The organism is Bremerella volcania, from assembly GCF_007748115.1.
Taxonomy (GTDB): domain Bacteria; phylum Planctomycetota; class Planctomycetia; order Pirellulales; family Pirellulaceae; genus Bremerella; species Bremerella volcania.
This window is the reverse complement of record NZ_CP036289.1, coordinates 4,780,273-4,798,369: the sequence shown is the minus strand read 5'-3', so window position 1 is coordinate 4,798,369 and position 18,097 is coordinate 4,780,273. Positions and strand designations below refer to the sequence as shown.

10 protein-coding genes are annotated in these 18,097 nt (G+C 52.9%); 8 read left to right on the top strand and 2 right to left on the bottom strand.

Annotation, left to right across the window (positions count from 1 at the left end):
• Nucleotides 1-2: 2 nt before the first annotated feature.
• A complete protein-coding gene (locus Pan97_RS18900; RefSeq protein ID WP_144975287.1) occupies nt 3-197 on the bottom strand; it encodes a DUF2997 domain-containing protein in 195 nt (64 codons plus the stop codon).
• Complete coding sequence (locus Pan97_RS18895) at nt 194-562, bottom strand: DUF1257 domain-containing protein (protein ID WP_144975285.1); 369 nt, start codon at nt 560-562, stop codon at nt 194-196. The genes Pan97_RS18900 and Pan97_RS18895 overlap by 4 nt, the downstream gene beginning before the upstream one ends.
• A gap of 320 nt (nt 563-882) precedes the next feature.
• Between Pan97_RS18895 and Pan97_RS18890 the strand changes: the two genes are divergently transcribed.
• Genes Pan97_RS18890 through mads8 form a run of 8 tightly spaced genes read left to right on the top strand, consistent with a single transcriptional unit; the run spans nt 883 to nt 18,012 of the window.
• The gene (locus Pan97_RS18890; protein ID WP_144975283.1) at nt 883-1,083 is read left to right on the top strand and encodes a helix-turn-helix domain-containing protein; all 201 of its coding nucleotides are present in this window, start codon (nt 883-885) and stop codon (nt 1,081-1,083) included.
• Nucleotides 1,084-1,136: 53 nt separating this feature from the next.
• Nucleotides 1,137-3,209, top strand: a complete 2,073-nt coding sequence (mads2, locus tag Pan97_RS18885; RefSeq protein ID WP_196782153.1) for a methylation-associated defense system DNA methyltransferase MAD2 — start codon at nt 1,137-1,139, stop codon at nt 3,207-3,209.
• A 3-nt stretch (nt 3,210-3,212) separates the two neighbouring features.
• Nucleotides 3,213-4,559: a methylation-associated defense system AAA family ATPase MAD3 gene (mads3, locus tag Pan97_RS18880; RefSeq protein ID WP_144975281.1), complete on the top strand. Its 1,347-nt coding sequence runs from the start codon at nt 3,213-3,215 to the stop codon at nt 4,557-4,559.
• A complete protein-coding gene (mads4, locus tag Pan97_RS18875; RefSeq protein ID WP_144975279.1) occupies nt 4,556-5,224 on the top strand; it encodes a methylation-associated defense system protein MAD4 in 669 nt (222 codons plus the stop codon). The genes mads3 and mads4 overlap by 4 nt, the downstream gene beginning before the upstream one ends.
• Nucleotides 5,221-6,615, top strand: a complete 1,395-nt coding sequence (gene mads5, locus Pan97_RS18870) for a methylation-associated defense system restriction endonuclease subunit S MAD5 (RefSeq protein ID WP_144975277.1) — start codon at nt 5,221-5,223, stop codon at nt 6,613-6,615. The genes mads4 and mads5 overlap by 4 nt, the downstream gene beginning before the upstream one ends.
• Nucleotides 6,615-10,760, top strand: a complete 4,146-nt coding sequence (mads6, locus tag Pan97_RS18865; RefSeq protein WP_144975275.1) for a methylation-associated defense system protein kinase MAD6 — start codon at nt 6,615-6,617, stop codon at nt 10,758-10,760. Before mads5 ends, mads6 begins: the two co-directional genes overlap by 1 nt.
• Nucleotides 10,761-10,762: 2 nt before the next feature.
• Nucleotides 10,763-12,451 carry a methylation-associated defense system protein MAD7 gene (gene mads7, locus Pan97_RS18860; RefSeq protein ID WP_144975273.1) on the top strand — a complete coding sequence of 563 codons (1,689 nt, stop codon included), beginning with the start codon at nt 10,763-10,765 and terminating at the stop codon, nt 12,449-12,451.
• Nucleotides 12,448-18,012, top strand: coding sequence for a methylation-associated defense system ATP-binding protein MAD8 (mads8, locus tag Pan97_RS18855; RefSeq protein WP_144975271.1), 5,565 nt, complete (start codon nt 12,448-12,450; stop codon nt 18,010-18,012). The genes mads7 and mads8 overlap by 4 nt, the downstream gene beginning before the upstream one ends.
• Nucleotides 18,013-18,097 lie beyond the last annotated feature (85 nt).

Here is an 18,097-nt window from a genome sequence, read left to right as displayed (position 1 = left end):
GGTCAGCCTCCTTCCCGCACCGACTGCTGACGCGAGACCGATTGATGAAACTCGGCTTTGAGGACTTCATCTGTCTGCTGCCCCAGTGCTTTCTCGATGAACTGACTGGCCTGTCGACATTCCGAGCCGATGAAGCCCTTGGTTTCCACTTTGGTCTGACCATTGGGCAGGACGGTGATTTCAATGGTCTTGCTCATGCAGCACCTCCTACGCTCACTGTCAACTTGATCGAGCCGTCTTCCAGCGGCTGCTCGATGATCGAGTGGCCCTTCTTGCGAGCCTCGATCTTCGCCTTCTCCACGGCATAGCCCTGGAGGAATCGGTCGAGCTGTTTCTGCTCACCCCAGCGACCGTTGTAGTTGTCGTAGGCGAGCTTGCCGGTGTTGACGTCGGCCACAACCGGATACCGCCACTCCGGCAACTGCACAGCCCAGCCGGTCGCCGAACTGCTGAACAGCTTCACTTGGCCGAAGACTGGCTCCGGCAGTTTGAGTCGATCACACGCCGACCGAATGGCGACGGGATCACGAACTTCCGTTTGAATCGAAACAATGTGCGACAAGGCTTGTTCCTCCGAGTTACAGAAAACGAACACAGGACCGACCACCGACCCCGAAACGAGAAAAGCCCCTTGGGAACCAGTCAAAGCCGGTTCCCAAGGGGCTGCAAGTGCCTGAGAAGCGAGTTCCCAGAGCTATGCCAAGGGCATCAAGTTACTTGCCGCGTTTTCGGTCCCAATTCAGCAATCACAGCTTTCCCAGCCCGCAAAGTCGTGGAACGAATCGTCATGGAATCCGAGGCCCTGATTGAGAAATGGTGGAACTATTGGTAAGGTTTGGTTTTGGTCGACAGACCGCATTCCGCCTGTTGGGAGGGAGCGTCATGTTGAAAGACGAAGGCTTCGTTCGTGTGAAAGAAGCTGCCGAAATCCTTGGAGTGTGCCCGAATACGGTTCGCGCCTGGGGTGCGGAAGGAAAGCTGACAGAGTATCGGCATCCGCTCAACAACTACCGGCTTTTCAAGCGGAAGGAGTTAGAGCAGATACTGCGAAAGCTGGAACGCTCCGCAGGGAAATCGGCGTAGCACCGGGATCATCCACCTCGAAACACCGTTTGGTAGACAAGGACTCGACATCCGTGGGAAAGAAGAAGGCCAAGAAGGTCGTTAGCGATTCCGACGTCGACACGATGGACGACGAAATGTCGGAAGACGATGCCGCGTCGATCGAGGACGGCAAGATCGTCGACTACATCACGGGGAAACCGGTCAAGGAATCGGCTAAGGAGAAGGTCCGTCAGCGGATCGCGCGTGCCATCTTCCATGAATACGGCTTTTCGCCTGATGACATGGAGCCGGACTTCAAGGTCAAGGTCGGCAGCCGACGAAAGGGAGTCGATATTGCCATCTTCAAAACCGGTAGCGAACACGATGTCGAGAATCTGCATCGGATCGTGATCTGCAAACCGGAGCCGAAGAAAGGCAAGAAGGGAGGATTCAAACTCCGTGATCACGAGCAGGCAACCAAGGATCTCGATGAGCTGAAAGACCTGATGGAAGCCATTGATGCCTGCCAGTGGGGCCTGTGGACTAACGGCATGGAGTTCTTCTTCCTGAAAAAGGAACAAGGACGCTTCGAGGCAGACTTCAAGCCTGCCGGAGACTGGCCTCTCGCAGACGAGTCGCAAGGAACCAAAGATGTCCATTCGCACGCGAAGCTGCGAAAGGCCGACCCTGAACTGCTGCGGATCACCTTTCGACGCTGCCACAACTTTATTCACGGCAACGAGGGAATGTCGAAGGACGTTGCATTCTGGCAATTCCTCTATCTGATCTTTGCCAAGATGTACGACGAGCGTCAGACCAACGGTGATCGTCGTTTCTGGGTTGCCCCGGATGAGCGATTCACGGAAGAAGGTCAGGCTGCCATTCGCAAACGAATTATTCCGCTGTTTGAAGCAACGCGAAATGAATACGCAGGCGATAAATACGGAAACATTTTTCGTGGCAATGAGGAGATTCAGCTTTCCGATCGCGCCTTGGCATTCATGGTCTCGGAACTGGCCAAGTACGACTTCGGCCGGACGGATACTGACGCCAAAGGAGCTGCGTACCAGGAAATCGTTGGCGATACCCTTCGGGGTGACCGAGGGCAGTTCTTTACGCCAAGCAACGCTGTCAAGCTGATGGTGGAGATGCTCGCTCCAGAGGATACAGAGCGAGTCATCGACCCAGCTTGTGGAACGGGCGGATTTCTGCGTGCAACGCTCGGGTATCTGATCAAAAAGTACCGGCAAGAAGAAGGGACGAATGCCGACACTGAATCGACCACGACATTCGTGAACTATCAGAAGCGACTCAAGAACTTCGCCAAGACCTATCTCTTTGGAGCTGACTTCGATCCGTCGCTGGTGAGAGCCTCACAGATGAACGTCGTGATGGCCTGCAATCAGATGGCCAACATCTTTCACATGAACTCGCTGGAGTTTCCTGAGGGAAATCTCACGGGCGTTGAGTTCATGAAAAAGCGGGGGAAGCTTGGGTCGATGGATGTCGTGATGACGAACCCACCATTCGGATCTGACATCCCAGTCACCGACCCGAATATTCTCAAGCATTACGAATTGGGTTACCGCTGGGAGCGGACGGAAAGTGGTAGCTTCCGAAAGACGGAATCACGCCAGGGAAGCGTTGCCCCCGAAATTCTGTTCATTGAACGTTGTCTTCAATGGCTGAAACCTGGCGGACGAATGGGGATCGTTCTGCCAGACGGCATCCTTGGTAATCCCGGCGATGAATACATCCGCTGGTGGATCATGCGGCATGCTTACGTGCTAGCGAGTGTCGACTTGCCGGTCGAATGCTTCATCGTTGAAGCCAACGTCAACATTCTGACCAGCTTGCTATTCCTCAAGAAAAAGACCGACGAGGAGATTGCTGCCGAGGATGTTTCTGGCCCAAAAGATTATCCCGTTTTCATGGCTGTGGCAGAAAAGGTTGGCTACGACCGACGCGGGAATACGCTCTACAAGCGATCGCCTGATGGTGAGGAGATCCTTGAAGACGTTGAGAAGGAGGAGAAAGTTCGCCTCGCCGGTGAGTGGGTGACTCGCAAGCTGACGCGCAAACAGCGAGTTCTTGATGATGACATGAAAGACATTGCCGAGGAGTATCGAAAGTTCCGTGCTAAATATCCGATACCGGGAGCTTGATCCATGATTACACGAATCGAAGCATATCGGTATCGCTGTTTCAACGATGTTGGCGTCGGCGTCGACTTCAGCGAGTACAATATCATCGCAGGACGCAACGGCGCGGGGAAAACTACGCTGCTGGACATTCCGGTGTTGCTGGGAGACATGATTCGCTCTCGGTTCTGCGCTGATGCGTTCCTCAAGCCGCAAGCAAGCTGGATCACTCCCCGAGCTCATACTGTTCAGGAGTTGTTTTTTCGAGAGGAATCAAATCAACTCACCTTCGCAGTTGAAGCACAGTTGCCGCCAGAAGTAGTAAGTCGACTTACAGATTCTACTGATGTTGAGATGCAGGCGAATGAAGAACTGTGGCCAAAGAAGCTACGGTATGAACTTCGATTGGAACTCTTTTCCGGCACCGGCGAGTTCCAAGTTCGAGATGAAAGATTGTTCTTATTTCCAGAAAAGCACCCGACGACACCGGACTTCAGATCAGAAGGTCTGCTTGGTGATCCAACCAAAGTTCGCAAAGAGAGTTCTCCAATACTGGGCCATGAGCATTGGCTATCAGTCTTGCATCGCAGTGGCGGCAGCCCAGCTATTTTCAGTCAAGAAGTAGAAGACAAGCAAGCCAAAACAAAACGCCCAATACTGCAAATGCGGGTTCCTACTGGTCAAGTCGCACTTGCCGTCTTGCCACCTGATAGTCAAGTCTATCCCGCAGCCAACTGGTTTCGGAACCTGCTCGAACAAAAGGCCGTATTCTTCGACCCAAAGTGGAACACGCTAAGAAGTGCTTGTCCGCCAGGTCAAAAGAAGGGCATCGTAACTGACGGAAGCACGATGCCATGGCTCGCTCTAGAGCTTCAGAACGCTGATCCTGACAGGTTTGAGCGATGGGTCAAGCATGTCCGAACAGGCTTACGAAATGTGAAAGCAATCCGAGCGGTCGAACGGGAAGAAGATCATCACGCGTACTTCGTCGTCACATACGAAAACGGCTACGAGGTCACGTCATCTGGGCTCTCGGAGGGAACACTTCGGCTAATGGCATTGACCCTGATTCCTTATCTCCCTGTTGAACGTCTGCCGGACCATTTAGTCATTGAACAGCCCGAAGATGGCATTCATCCGCGTGCGATTGAAACTGTACTCGATGCGCTTCGATCAATTTATGACTGCCAAGTGTGGGTGTCGACACAATCTCCACTCGTATTGGCGCATAGTGAAGTTTCCGAAGTCGTATGTGCGAGTATCGAGAGTGATGGATCTGCCAGCATCTTGACTGGCAGCGACCATCCCCGTCTCAAGGACTGGAAAGGGTCTGTCGATCTGGGAACTCTTTTAGCTACGGGGGTACTTGGATGACCGGTGACAAACGTGATTGCCTATTTTTTGTGGCCGACCAAGCTATGGGCGACATTGTTGACGGGTTCATATCGAAAGGCCACCTGGATCGGCGGTTGGGATGTCGCGATTTTCGTTTCCAGTTTGAGAAGGACATTCTAGAAGCACCACGCCTTGGGATGGGAGCTGATGGCGGGGTATTCAAATACTGTCACACGCTTCTCCAGGAAAACGGCTATATGGAGTCTCATGAGCGACTCATTGTAATGCTCGACAAGAAGTTTGGTGGTGAGAGGCCAGCTGAGGAGGTCCGTGAAGAGATTCTCGACCGCCTTCAAGTGAATGGCTGGGGAAATGACACTGCTGACGTCGTTGTGATTGACCCTGAGTTAGAAGTCTGGGTATGGCAGGATCATCCTCATGTACAATCCACGCTCGGTTATCGTGGTCCCGGTTCACTAAGGGACGCGCTTCGTGAAGATGGTGAATGGCCAGATGGGCACGATAAGCCCCTACGACCGAAGGATCTATTCAAGGCAGTCTGTAAACGCTGTCGAACAGCTTATAACTCGTCGCTCTATCGTGACATTGTCGAGGAGGTTTCAATAAGACGCTGCAAAGATCCAGCATTCCATCAGCTTGTAGGCACGCTCCAACGCTGGTTTCCGATTGGTGGTGAATCATGAAGCTGATGAATTCGAGACATCCGGTAAAAGCATCATGGATTCGGGAGATGGCATACCGCTTGGACGCAAGGCCGTTCATTTCCGGAGCATTGGAAGCAAGGAAGACCCTTGAAGGCTTGGGGGCAAAGAAAGATCAGCTGATCACACTCACTCGCGACGGTATGAAAGGAATTTATCACGCAGGGCGTGAGGGGCGAACTTGGGTAGACGATCCTAATCATGGAGTTCCGTTCCTCAGTAGTACCGACATCCTGAATGCCGACTTGAGCACACTTTCTTTGATGGCGAAACGCCAGGTGAAAAAGAAACCGCAGTTTGTCATCCATGAGGGCTGGACCCTTATAACCCGTTCGGGAACCATTGGCCGAACCGTCTATGCTCGCAGCGAGATGGACGGAATGGCGTGCTCGGAACATGTAATGCGAGTTGTACCCGATGAGTCGCTGGTTCCATCGGGGTATTTATATGCCTTTGTTAGTTCAAAGTATGGAATTCCAATCGTCGTTTCCGGGACATATGGATCGATCATTCAATCGATAGAGCCTGAACATATCGCAACATTGCCGGTGCCTCGGTTTGGAAAGAGTACCGAGCACCGCGTTCACGAGCTCATCACGCGGGCCGCTGAACTTCGATGTAGGGCAGGAGCCGTTAGGCAAGAACTGGTGAATGCAGTCGAGTCGTTTATTGGATGGGAACGTCGGACTCTGCGTTCCGTCTTCACTAAGACGTCTGCGTTGAAACTTACGAGGAGAATGGACGCCTTTCATCATAGCTCCGCCGTACAGGCTGCAAGGCACTCCTTGGCATCTCATAAAGATGCGGTAGCTCTTGGCGATCACGTCGAGGATGTTTTTGAGCCGAATCGAGGAGCCCGAATGAAAGTGGACGATCAGGCATTCGGGATACCGTTCCTCTCGTCATCCGCTGTATTTCGACTGGAACCGGCTGCCGAGTATTTGATTTCCAATCGGACACCACATCTGGAAAAACTGATCCTCACGGATCGAGACGTGCTGCTTCCAAGAAGTGGTCAGCTGGGGGGCATCATTGGACGTAGTGTGCTCCCGCTACCAACAAATTACGGTTGGGCAGCTTCGGAGCACTTGGTAAGGGTGCGATGTCATACGCACGAGGATGCCCTGTATCTTTGGGCAATCTTTGCCACTCAACCTGGCTATTACGCTGCGATTGCAACGGCATTTGGAACATCAATCCCAAGTTTGGATTGTGGCTTGATTGCAGATCTCATGGTTCCTTGGAGCAAGCACAGTATTCGACAGAAGTTTGTGTCGGCGGCGCGTGAGATCGTTGATTGCCTCGATGAAGCCTTGCACGCAGAACGCGAGGGCATCTCTCTGGTGGAACAAGCAATCGAGGAGAACGCCTGATGGCCAAGGTGATCGCAATCGGACAACCGGTCAACGACTCGGAACGGCAGGCGATTGCTCACCTGCGCGATCATTTGCCCGATACCTACACCATTCTCCACAACTTTGAAATCCGACGCGGTAACGAGATCTTTGAGATCGACCTCGCGATCATCGCGCCGCACGCGGTTTATCTGGTCGACGTCAAAGGGACGAATGGCAATATCGACGTCTATGGGAGCAAATGGTATCCCGAAGGACGCCAGCCGTTCAGTTCCCCTTTGCCGAAGTTGCGGGGACACGCCAAGGCACTGAGCGGCTTGATCGGCGACAGCAATCATGCCGATCCGAATTTGCGGAAGGTCTACTGCGATGCAGCTGTCATCCTGACGGCCCCCACCGCTCATTTGTCCGATTCCACAGGCAAGGATGCTCCGAATACTACGACGCTCGCCAAAAGCGCCCGCTTCTTTCAGGACAACAAACGGATTCCCGACCGCTTCCTGAACAATATCAAGAAATACACCGGCAACACGATCAAAGCCATTCAGGGAAGCGCCAAACCGATTCAGGGACCGGCCCGGTATGGCAGCTGGGTTGTCAGTGAGAAGCTGGGAGGGACGGACCACTTCTCCGAGTTCCGCGCATACAACACGTATGTCGGCAAGAGTGGGGGCCGCGTTGTACTGCGTGTTTATTCCGTCGACCCGTACGCCACCGATGAAGAAAAGGCGGCGGAACTTCGGCGTATCTCCAACGCCTATAAGGCACTCAGCTCCTTACCGACGCATCCTGCGATTCAGGCGGCTCGGGACTTCTTTCCCAATGAGGACGAAGACCGCTACGTGCTAGTAGTGGAGGACATGAGCGGCCAAGCTCTGCGGTTGCACATCGAGCGCCCGGATATGGCGCTGACGTTCGATCAGAAAGTTCGTGTGGCTCAGGACCTGTTGAGTGGGCTTGTTCATGCACACGCCCACAATGTAATCCATCGGAATATCTGTCCGAGCACAATTCTGTTTGGAATTGACGGACAGGCGAGACTGATCAACTTTGACCACGCCCGAGGTGGGAATGAACGGACATCAACGATTGCGTCTGAGATCGTTGATGATCTGGAGAGCGATTATCAACCGCTGGAGTGTCGTTCCGAAGCGGGCGGCCATCCGAGTCAGGCATCAACGGCTTCCGACGTCTTCTCTCTCGGCATTGTGCTCTACGAGTTGTTTACGGGCGAGCGACCGTTCGGAAATGCCAGCGAGATGATGGATCAGAGCTGTGTCTTCTCCGTCGTCGCTTCCAAACATCAGCCGGACTTGCCTGATGGATTCGATGAGTGGTTGCAAGCCATGTGCGCTTTCAACAAAGACAAGCGTCCCAGCGCAAAGGAAGCCCTCACCGAACTCGAAAAGATTCTTGCACCACCGAGCGACTCTGGCGACGGCGAACCACCCTCAACAGAAGAACCTGAGACCGGTGGAGAAGACTCGGACGATTCCATTGTCAATTTCAAAGACCTTCCCGCCGGCTACGATCTCACTAAACAATACAAGGTCCTGGAAAAGCTGGGCTCAGGCGGCTTTGGTGTCGTCTACAAAGTATTTGACTCGCTTCGTGAACGCCCGATTGTCGTCAAGATCATCCTGCCTGGTCGTTATTCTTCGATCGAGAAGGTCAAGCAAGAGACAATGCTGCTCGACCAACTTCCTCAGCACCGTTATGTAGTGAAGGTTATCACTCCCGGATTCCTTGCCGGTGACCTGCCGTTCATCGCGTTTGACTTCGTTGAAGGCTACGACGTTGGTGGGCTGATTGAAAACCATGCGCTGCAACGGGGCGACGCATGGGAAATGGGCAAACAGGTCGTGGAGGGTCTGGCACACCTACACAAGCACAACGTCTACCACTGCGACATCAAACCTCGAAACCTGCTGTGGACGTCGGAAGGTGTCAAGATTATCGACTTCAATGTGTCGGTCGATGTCAGCGAAGAAACCGAACAGCATGGTGGAACACGCAAGTACCTTCCACCGGACTACGAACTGGGCGTCGAGCCGACTCGGACTGACCTTCAGGATCGTGATTTATATGCGTTTGGTGTGACGCTGTATCAAGCGATCACAGGCAAGTATCCCTGGAATGCGTCCACGCCCCCGCGCGGAACGATGGCTCAAGACCCTCGCTCGTACGCTCAGTCGACTTGTGGTGATTTGCCACAACCAGTCGTTGAGTTTCTCTGGAAAGTGATTCACCCCGAGAGGCACGAACGCTTTCAGTCGGCGGATGACATACTCAAGGCGATGCAGGCCATCAGTTCGTTACGAATGACCGCGCCAGAGGAAACAGAAGGAACCATCACGTGGAAGGTGCCGTCCACGCTCGATTCGGCTGCGAAGCCAAACACGAACCCCTTCGTGGACGTGCTTCTGACGCTTTACAGCCAGGGACGCAACAACAAAGGCACTCGTGGGCTGACACTGGATGGCGAGATCTACGTTGAGACAGCCCTTGACCGGGAACTGATCCCCGCTTCGCTCGACGGTGAGTTTCGGTTGGTGATTATCACGGGAAATGCTGGTGACGGCAAAACGGCATTCCTGCAAAAGCTGGAACAGCAAGCGAAGTCGGACGGTGCGACGGTGACTCCTGCGCCGCGTGGCAATGGAGCCACATTTGAGTTGAAGGGACGGAAGTTTCGCAGCAACTACGATGGCAGTCAGGACGAAGGCGACGTTACCAATGAGGCGGTACTCACTGAATTTCTGGAGCCGTTTCAAGGTGATGATGCCAGCGCATGGCCTACCGATGAGACTCGACTTATCGCGATCAACGAAGGGCGGCTTGTCGATTTCCTCGAAAGCCATGCTGAGGATTATCCGCACTTGTTGACTCTGGTTCGTCAAGGACTCGAAAGCGGTGTCCCTGACGATGGCATTGCCATGGTCAACCTCAACTTGCGAAGTGTTGTTGCCAATAGCTCAGATGGGCAGCCGTCGATACTGGAACGCTTGCTGAAACGGATGACGCACAAGAAGTTCTGGAAACGCTGTGATAGCTGCGACCTCCGCGAGCGATGCTACGTCCTCCACAATGTGAAGACGTTCCAGGATGACACAGCCGGACCATTGGTCACTGAACGGCTGAAGACGCTCTACACGCTGAGTGACTTGCGTGGCCGACAGCATGTGACGCTTCGCGATCTCGGTTCGTCGCTGTCTTTCATGATCGCAGGGACGCGGAATTGCGAGGAGATTCACGAGCTGTACGCCAGCGGAAATCCACGAGAAATTGCCAACTCGTTCTACTTCAACAGCTGGATGGGCGGTGAATCGGGCTCGGCCGATCGCCTACTTTCTCTGTTGGCAGAGATTGATGTCGGCAAGGCCACAGATCCTCGTCTTGATCGTGCTTTGGATTTTCAGTCTCCAGACCAGTTGAAAGGACTCTTGGGCTTCGACCAGCGCGGGCAATACGACACGGAAATATTCTCGCGTTTGTATAACGACCTGCCTTGGAATCACTCGGGTCAAGCCAGTAGAGACCGATTCTTCACACATCAATCGTATGTGTCGATGGCAAAGCGGCGGCATTACTTTGAAAGGATTGATGATTCATGGCGGCGGATGCTGCCTTATCAATCAGCCGGTCAAATGCTGCAAGTCGTTCGCGGTGAAGTTCCACCAGAGGATGTTCTCCAATCGTTGATCCGAGCAATCAATTTGGGCGAGGGATTGACGAATCCCGAACGGATGAAGGGGAAGCTGGTCTTGCAGGTTCGAGACGTACCAAACGGGGCGATGCGAAGTTACCGATTGTTCCCAGCGGAGCGATTTCAGTTGCAGGTTGATGACTCAGCCAGCAGAGCTCGATTCGTAGAACACATGCCGACCAGTCTGATTTTGAGTTTTCATAGTGAAGCGGGGCTGGTCGCCAGTCTCGATGTGAACCTCGATGTGTTCGAGATGCTCTACCGATTGAATCATGGCTATCGCCCCACTGTGGAGGAGTTGCAGGGTTATTATCTCAGTCTGGCAATCTTCAAAAACCTGCTTAGTTCTGCTCCTTATCAAGAGGTGTTGCTGACAACCACTGGCCATGACTTCTTCCGCGTCGAGCGAGAGGAATCGGGACGGCTAAACCTCGAACACGTCGGAACGGAGGTTTAGATATGGCACTTTCCAAAAAAGACAAAGACTTCCGTCTAACAAAGACCAGCTACCTTGAGTTCAAGCAGATCGAGATGGATCGCGTCTTGACGACTTTGCTTGCTCGTATCCGTCATAGTGGGCTACCTAGCCGTATTCGCCGAACGGTAGACGTCACTCTCAAGGATTTCACAAACGAGTTTCTGGAGCATCCAGAACTGTTCGGCGGATTTGACAAGTATCCGAAAGTGCTGGAGCAATGGCTTGAAACGCACCTGATGGACATTGTGAATCGGGGAAAATCGAATCAGGCGATCGCCGCCCCCCGACCGCTCCACGGGTTCACATACCGCTTTCGCAACGCGAAGAAGTGCCGAGATTACGGAGCTGCCCAGCACATCTATGAAACGCTTTACCACGCTCGACACAATGGTCAGAACGCGATTGACCAGCTCAAGCGGTTCTTCTTTCCCGGACAAGACCTGAACACTGACAAGTTTGACGCAAATACTCAGATCGACGTGGAAACGCAGGCATTGCTGGCATTGTGCAACCAGGTAACTCAGGACATCGCGGACAACACAAAGGAACGAGACAGCCAAAAGCCGGTCTGCGTTGGTTCTGCGGACCTTATGGCCGATGACGTGATTCGGCTTCTTGTGTATCAAAACTTCATTCCGCGCAGCGTCATGGTGGAGTATTTGAAGATTTTGTTGTCATTTCACATGGCACTCTACCACCTGAGGCTGTTCAAGCTGCTGCCGCTACTCATCAAGCGTCGATCTGCGGACCCAACCTGTGCTACCGGCAACTGCCCCATGCAGCCGAGAATCCTGACTGAACCACATGGTGGCTGCCCTTATCGGGTTCATTTGCTCGCAGACGTAGCGAACGTGCCAGGATCTCACATGGCGACGTTGGCCGAACGAAGCGCGGATGTTCACTTTGGAAGAATTACAGGCTTCGTGAAAGCGAATTACACCATCAAGAAGCTCGACGAGTTCGCAGAACATCTTGTAAAGAAGGGCAAATTGATTCGTCCAGACAACGGATTCGCGATTGGAGACCTTCTTCAGTTGTTGGAGCCGACACACAAAAATGAACGCGAAGCATTTTTTAGTAGTCGTTTGGCGGGTGTATTAGAAACGAGTTCGGGGGCATCGAAGGAAGACATCGCACCGGAAATTGAAGCTGTTGTCGACATGGGACTGTCAGATTTCGAGACCTACATTGAAATCATCGTTGGCCTGCAAGCTGCGGGGCATCGTCGAAACATTGTTACAGCTCTCGACTCGCTGATGATGAAGAACGATCAAGGGGCACTTTTAGCACAACCGAGAGTCCGCAACTCAAAGCGTCGCGTTGTACTCGATGGCCGACTGCTCGAAGTTTTATTGCAGATCGCCGTACTTCGGCCAGGAGGGCGTCGTGGCTTCCATACCACCGAGATGAGAATAGAGGAGGTTCTGCTATTTCTTCGCGAACGATACGGGATTTATGTCGACCGTCTGCCACCAAACGATGGTTTTGGCGAGGCGAGTATCACTGACAGGGAGGCATTGCGTGAGAACCTTGCGTTGTTCAAGACGCGACGGCGGGAAGTGGGATTCTATCGTGATTTATCTGACGCCTATGTCACACAAACTGTGACACCCCGTTACTCAATTCCAGAATACGACACCTCCAGCGTCGCTGAGGAGGATGGGGCATGAGTCAAGGACTGAAGGAAATACACCACTCCGACGTCGCTGCCGAGATTGAGAAGCACTTGGCGGCTCGGTTTCGGCAGATGCTGATTCAGCGTGGTCCAGGCCATTGCATGCGGGTCTCAGACCTCGATGCAGACTTGATGTCGCGACTTTGTTCGCGTTTGCGGGGAGAAGTACCTTATTCATTGGTATTCGTACTGACGGACGACGCTCATTCAAAGAACGATGATGTTTACATCACAAGTACGAAACTGATCGAGCTGCGCAATCCAGAAGCCGATGGCACTCTCAGGCCGCCTCTGGTCGTGTTTGTTCCGAATGAACTGAGGACCTCCTCGGAGGATTCATTCGGAATCGCGACCTTCGAGGATGTGCGTCTTGGAGATGTCTATTCTGATGTCAATCGCAAGCTTCTTGAGGAAATTCCTGTTGCGATTCGGAGTGGCGTACAGAGCATCTTGCAGCGCGTTTCGCAAAGCGATTGGAACTGGGCTACTCCACTTGCAGTCACGCGTTTCCTGTTGACAATCAAGGTCAACGACTGTGATCCTGATGTTGTCGGTGCGGCGCTTTATGAGTTGGGACTCGTACCGGACTTCAAATTACTTGCTGACGCAACCAAGGCCCCATACCGTGTTGGGACGAATCTACGGTGTGTATCTAGTCTGACTACCTCGGAAAAGTCCGATCGTTTGCGCACGATGGACCTCGGACTTGAAAAGCGTGCGTTTAGAGCCGACCTCGCGAACTTTTTATCAGAAATCGGGCTTGAAAATCCGCACCACTGGACTCGTCAGATAGTGCGCGACCGGTCGAACTACCGGTTTTCATTTGACAAATGGGAGTTTGAAGACGAGGCCGACGCACCCGACGAAGTCTTCGTGGAAGTGACGTACACAAAGCTGCCAAGAGTTGGTGAAGAAGACAGTGGTGTTCAGAGTCTCGAAGGGTTGACCGGCGAGCTCGTGTTGCCGCTGGGCAAGAACGGTTTGAAGAAATTCAGTGTTGCATTTCAGGTCGATCCAATACCGTCGAAAGTCGAGGGACTAGCGAAGTTCCAACTTCAGATCATTTCGGTAAACAACGGCCCAACAGGTATCGTCAAAAGTGTCTCGGCCTGGAAAACCAATTCAGGTAAGAAGACCGTGAGTTTCAATAAACTCGCTGGATTCGATTGGGAAGAAGGCTGGCATTTCGTACGAGTCCAAGCATTCACTGAGGATGGCGAGCGACTCACACTTCTTGATCGCAAGGGACAAGCGCTACCGTGGATCGACGATACAAGTTCAGAACAAACACAAGCACCGAACGAAGGTGACCTTTTCTATGTAGTTCCTGAAGGCGAAGTGGAAGTTGAGCCAGTTCAACGTGCCATTCCTCGCCACCCAAGTCTTCTGCACGCACAACGAGACCTGCAATTCACTGCTATCCTTGACGATCGTGAATCCCAGCAGATCGTACCATCCTCTGTACATTGGTCGGAGAAGTCTCGTGGCTCCCAGGCAATGATCGAAGCCAAGTTTGGCAGCGAAGGGACGGTCAACATTCCGGTCAGCGGCTGCCTTTGTGGCATTGAGCAAAGAATACTTGCTGAGCCCGAAGTTTTGGCGACGTGGCGGGTGTCGATCAATCGCGGCGTCGCAGGCGATCCCGTCTGCACAGCACTCAATGTAACCGGCGCAGTTTCGATTGACGCGTTCCTTGTAGCTCGCAAGTCTCTTTTTGAAGCGATCACACGAGGCGAGTTGAATCTCATCTCACAAGGCGCTGATTTCGGCGAACTCCGCGATGAAGTTCTTGAATACGCAGTTCAGTTTCAGTTGTTACTGCAAACATTGCTGCGTCACGCGGAGGCCCGAAGTGGAAAAGATCGGCACGAGGTGCTCGTGGCCATTGAGGGGCTCTTGAATATCGACGTCGTTCACATTGGCTTGACAAACTATCGAGGCCAGAGACAGCAGGCAGCGCTGATTGGCCCACTTCATCCGATTCGGTGCCTTTGGCTAGCTGGTTGGTCCGCTCTTGGAGAATCATGGATCACGATTGCCGAGAAGTGTCGACGAGAGTTCGTTTCGCCTGCCAGAGATGTCTTGCTGAACCGGTTACTGCCGGCAAACCATCCTCCCTATCTCTCGGTCGGTCACGGGAGTGTATTTACCGCAGTGGACAATATTCACCCACTGTGGACGCTCTATGCTCCCAGTTTGGAGCGGGATGCACGAGGACTTATAGGAAACGTGACATCCGCGCTAGGATTGCCCGAGCCTGACATTGGAGGGATGACTGTAACAGGCAAGTTTTTGGCAGACCGAGTTCAGCGTTACCTCGTTCAGCACCCCTATGTTCGTTCACTGTCGATCAATGCTTTCAATCCCGGACGGGGACGAGTGCTCGCTGACATGCTCCTTGAACTTCAGGGCATTGAGGCACTTCATGGCATGAAATACGACATCCGTTTGTTCGTGCCTGACGCAAACGAACCGGGGGTTGGAGAGAACCTACTTGAGTTGTTGAACCCGGAGGGCAGCACAACGGCGCAGCGAGCTGATGCGTTTTCAGCTTTGGGCAAGGACCACTTGAATCCAAAATTGAGGGTCGCAATTCGCCCAACGGCAGATTTTCGGTCGGAGAGTGACGCGTACCCAGCTCATGTCAGCCTGCTGTTCGACGTTTTCCCAGCGGAGGCGGTTTCTGCCGGGAAGTATCAAGCGGAACAAGCTGGTGCTCCGGTACACGGTCTGCTGCAAGACTTCGTTCTCGACTACACAGACGATGGAGAAACAGTCGCTTGGACACGGCAGCCTCGACATGGGCGAGCATCTGCGATTAGCGGAGCTGAGTCTATCACTGATTTGCTATCGTCTCTGCCAACCGTTTTTTCAGCTGCGACCGCGACGGTTGCCACAGGGCAGGCGGGAGTATCGAATCGGCCTCAGGTTACGCTTGCGCTCGACAATGACGATAGAGCACTGATTCACCAAGTTCACGACGTGAGTGACTGGGTCTTCACCGTCGATCGAAACATTGGAATCGAATACTTTGATCACAATGACCAAGGAATCCGGCCTGACTACTTGATCGAACACACACCCACATTGGAAAACGGATTGGGACATCAGGTTCTTGTGACCTCACGCTCGCTGCTCGAAGTTGAGGCAATGATGCGATCGGTCTTGGAGCGCTATTCGTTGCCGCACGATGGACAGAGATCCGCTGCTATTCTCGATAGCTTGCGATCTTTATCAGGTCGACTTGCGCTGAAGTTGATTGCCTCGCCGAACCAGAGAGCGGAAGCGCTTGGTCTTGCGCTCGCAAAGCTGTATCTCGACCATCAAGGAATCTTCACTAATCAAATCGTCGTGCCACTCGATGCCCATGTTGACCTGTATCGGGAGCCAAGAAAAGCTGCTGCTGATCTCCAGGAGGAAGTCAGCCTCAAGCGTACTGATCTGGCATTGTTCGATCTCAACGCAGCAACGCGAACGATTACCTGCAACCTGATTGAAGTGAAGTGCTATTCCAACGCAGGCAATCTCGCTCAGTACGCTCAGTTGAAGGACAGTATTGTTGAGCAGTTGGAAACGAGCGAACGCGTCATCCGCCTTCATTTCGATCCACGCTTGCATACTCCTGACCGAATCGACCGCTCGTTCAAAACAGCAGAACTTTGCAGGTTGCTTGAGTTCTATGTTGAACGTTCAGCACGTTTCGAGATGCTTGAACACAAGGTGGCCGATGAGGCTCGATTTTTTCTTCGGACACTTGAAGACGGCTATGATCTGAAGTTTACGCGTAGTGCAATAGTGTTTGATTTTGAGAAGGATGGTGTTGACGAATCAGAAGTCGATAATGAGGTTGAGTTCCATCGAGTCGGCATAGACGTCATTCAAACGCTCGTAAATGAGGTTGGTGCGCGACCGAGTGATTCTGAGGATGATTCCAGCAGTGGTGATCTGTTTGCCTCAGATAACAGTGAAGACCCTCCCACACCGAGTTCCGGCGGGGAGGCAGCAGTAGAAACAACATCGTCGATACCAAAGCTGAGTGATGCTGCATTCCTTGCCCCAGATCGTGACCGATGCGTGGATTGGGACTCGCTGACCTCACGTAGTTTTGTCTCCGATCTTGACGAGGATGCCATTCAACCATCTTCACTCCAATCCGACGACGAACAAGACCAGGAGATACGAGCACGAGCCAGCGAAGCCCCGCAGCAGAAACCAGCGGCTGAACGTAAATCACTCGATGATCCAGAACAGGAACAAATAGAGTCCGAGCACGCAGTGTCGCGAGAAACTGGCGTCCAGAGTATCGAGGAGTCGAAAGAGGCAGTTTCCGCCCTGCCGGCTCAAGCGGATAAGCGCGGACCATCTTTCGACGTACTTTTGGGAAGCACCAATGATTCTCCGCAGTACGGCATTATCGGTGAATTTGCAGGGCGTAAAATTGCACTGGATCTGAATCAGACCCACACAATCAGCTTGTTTGGTGTCCAGGGAGGTGGCAAAAGCTACACACTCGGTTCTGTCGCCGAGATGGCGACGGTTCCAATCCCGAACATCAATCACCTCCCGAGCCCACTCGCCACTGTAATTTTTCATTACAGCCCAACTCAGGACTATCGCCCCGAGTTCACGTCCATGCGGGAGCCGAACTCTGAGAGTTGGGCCATCGAAGCACTGGAAAAACGGTTCGGCGCGAAGCCTCGGGCTATCGAAGATGTTTTGCTGCTGGTCCCGAAGGACAAGATTGAGGATCGTCGTCGAGAATATCCGGGAGTTGACGTGCACCCGCTTCGCTTTTCTGCAAAAGAGTTGCAGGTGAGCCACTGGCAGTTCCCGATGGGGGCTGTTGGGAACCAGCTATACATGCGGCAGCTCAAGTCAATAATGAGAGGTCTCCGCAACGATATGACGCTGGAGGGACTTCAGAGTGGAATTGATGACTCCTCGCTATCTGACAGTTTGAAGGATTTGGCGGGACTTCGACTGGAAATGGCAGCGCAGTACATTGATGACGAGAGTAGCCTGAAGGGATTGATCCGGCCTGGACGGTTGGTAATCGTCGATTTGCGTGACGAGTTCATCGAGAAAGACGAAGCGCTCGGACTCTTTGTTGTTCTGTTGCAACTTTTCGGAGACGCGACCTACGAAGGTACAAAGTTCAATAAGCTGGTTGTCTTCGACGAGGCCCACAAATACATCGACAGTGCTGAATTGGTTGCCGGACTCGTGGAAGTCGTTCGTGAAATGCGCCACAAAGGCACAAGTGTGATGGTGGCTAGCCAGGACCCTCCGTCGGTCCCGCTGGCTCTGATTGAATTGTCGACACAGATCATTCTGCATCGCTTCAACTCGCCTGCATGGATCAAGTACATCCAGAAAGCGAACTCCTCTCTGCATGCGCTCACGCCGGAAAAGATGGCCCAACTGAAGCAAGGCGAAGCCTTTGTTTGGTCAGCTAAAGCAACCGACGAGTCGTTTTCACGAGACGCAATGAAGATTCAATGCAGACCACGAGTGACGAAACATGGCGGTGATACAAAAACGGCGGTTGATACTTGATGCGGAGTCATTGGAATTGTTTGTCTATCACGACACCGAAGAAAATGAACTGCGACTAGCCGAAGGGCGTTGCCGTTGCGGCACC

Coding starts and splice junctions, on each gene's coding strand:
- mads6 (WP_144975275.1), top strand. CDS start 6,615: ATGGCCAAGGTGATCGCAATCGGACAACCGGTCAACGACTCGGAACGG.
- mads8 (WP_144975271.1), top strand. CDS start 12,448: ATGAGTCAAGGACTGAAGGAAATACACCACTCCGACGTCGCTGCCGAG.
- mads7 (WP_144975273.1), top strand. CDS start 10,763: ATGGCACTTTCCAAAAAAGACAAAGACTTCCGTCTAACAAAGACCAGC.
- mads3 (WP_144975281.1), top strand. CDS start 3,213: ATGATTACACGAATCGAAGCATATCGGTATCGCTGTTTCAACGATGTT.
- Pan97_RS18890 (WP_144975283.1), top strand. CDS start 883: ATGTTGAAAGACGAAGGCTTCGTTCGTGTGAAAGAAGCTGCCGAAATC.
- mads4 (WP_144975279.1), top strand. CDS start 4,556: ATGACCGGTGACAAACGTGATTGCCTATTTTTTGTGGCCGACCAAGCT.
- Pan97_RS18900 (WP_144975287.1), bottom strand. CDS start 197: ATGAGCAAGACCATTGAAATCACCGTCCTGCCCAATGGTCAGACCAAA.
- mads5 (WP_144975277.1), top strand. CDS start 5,221: ATGAAGCTGATGAATTCGAGACATCCGGTAAAAGCATCATGGATTCGG.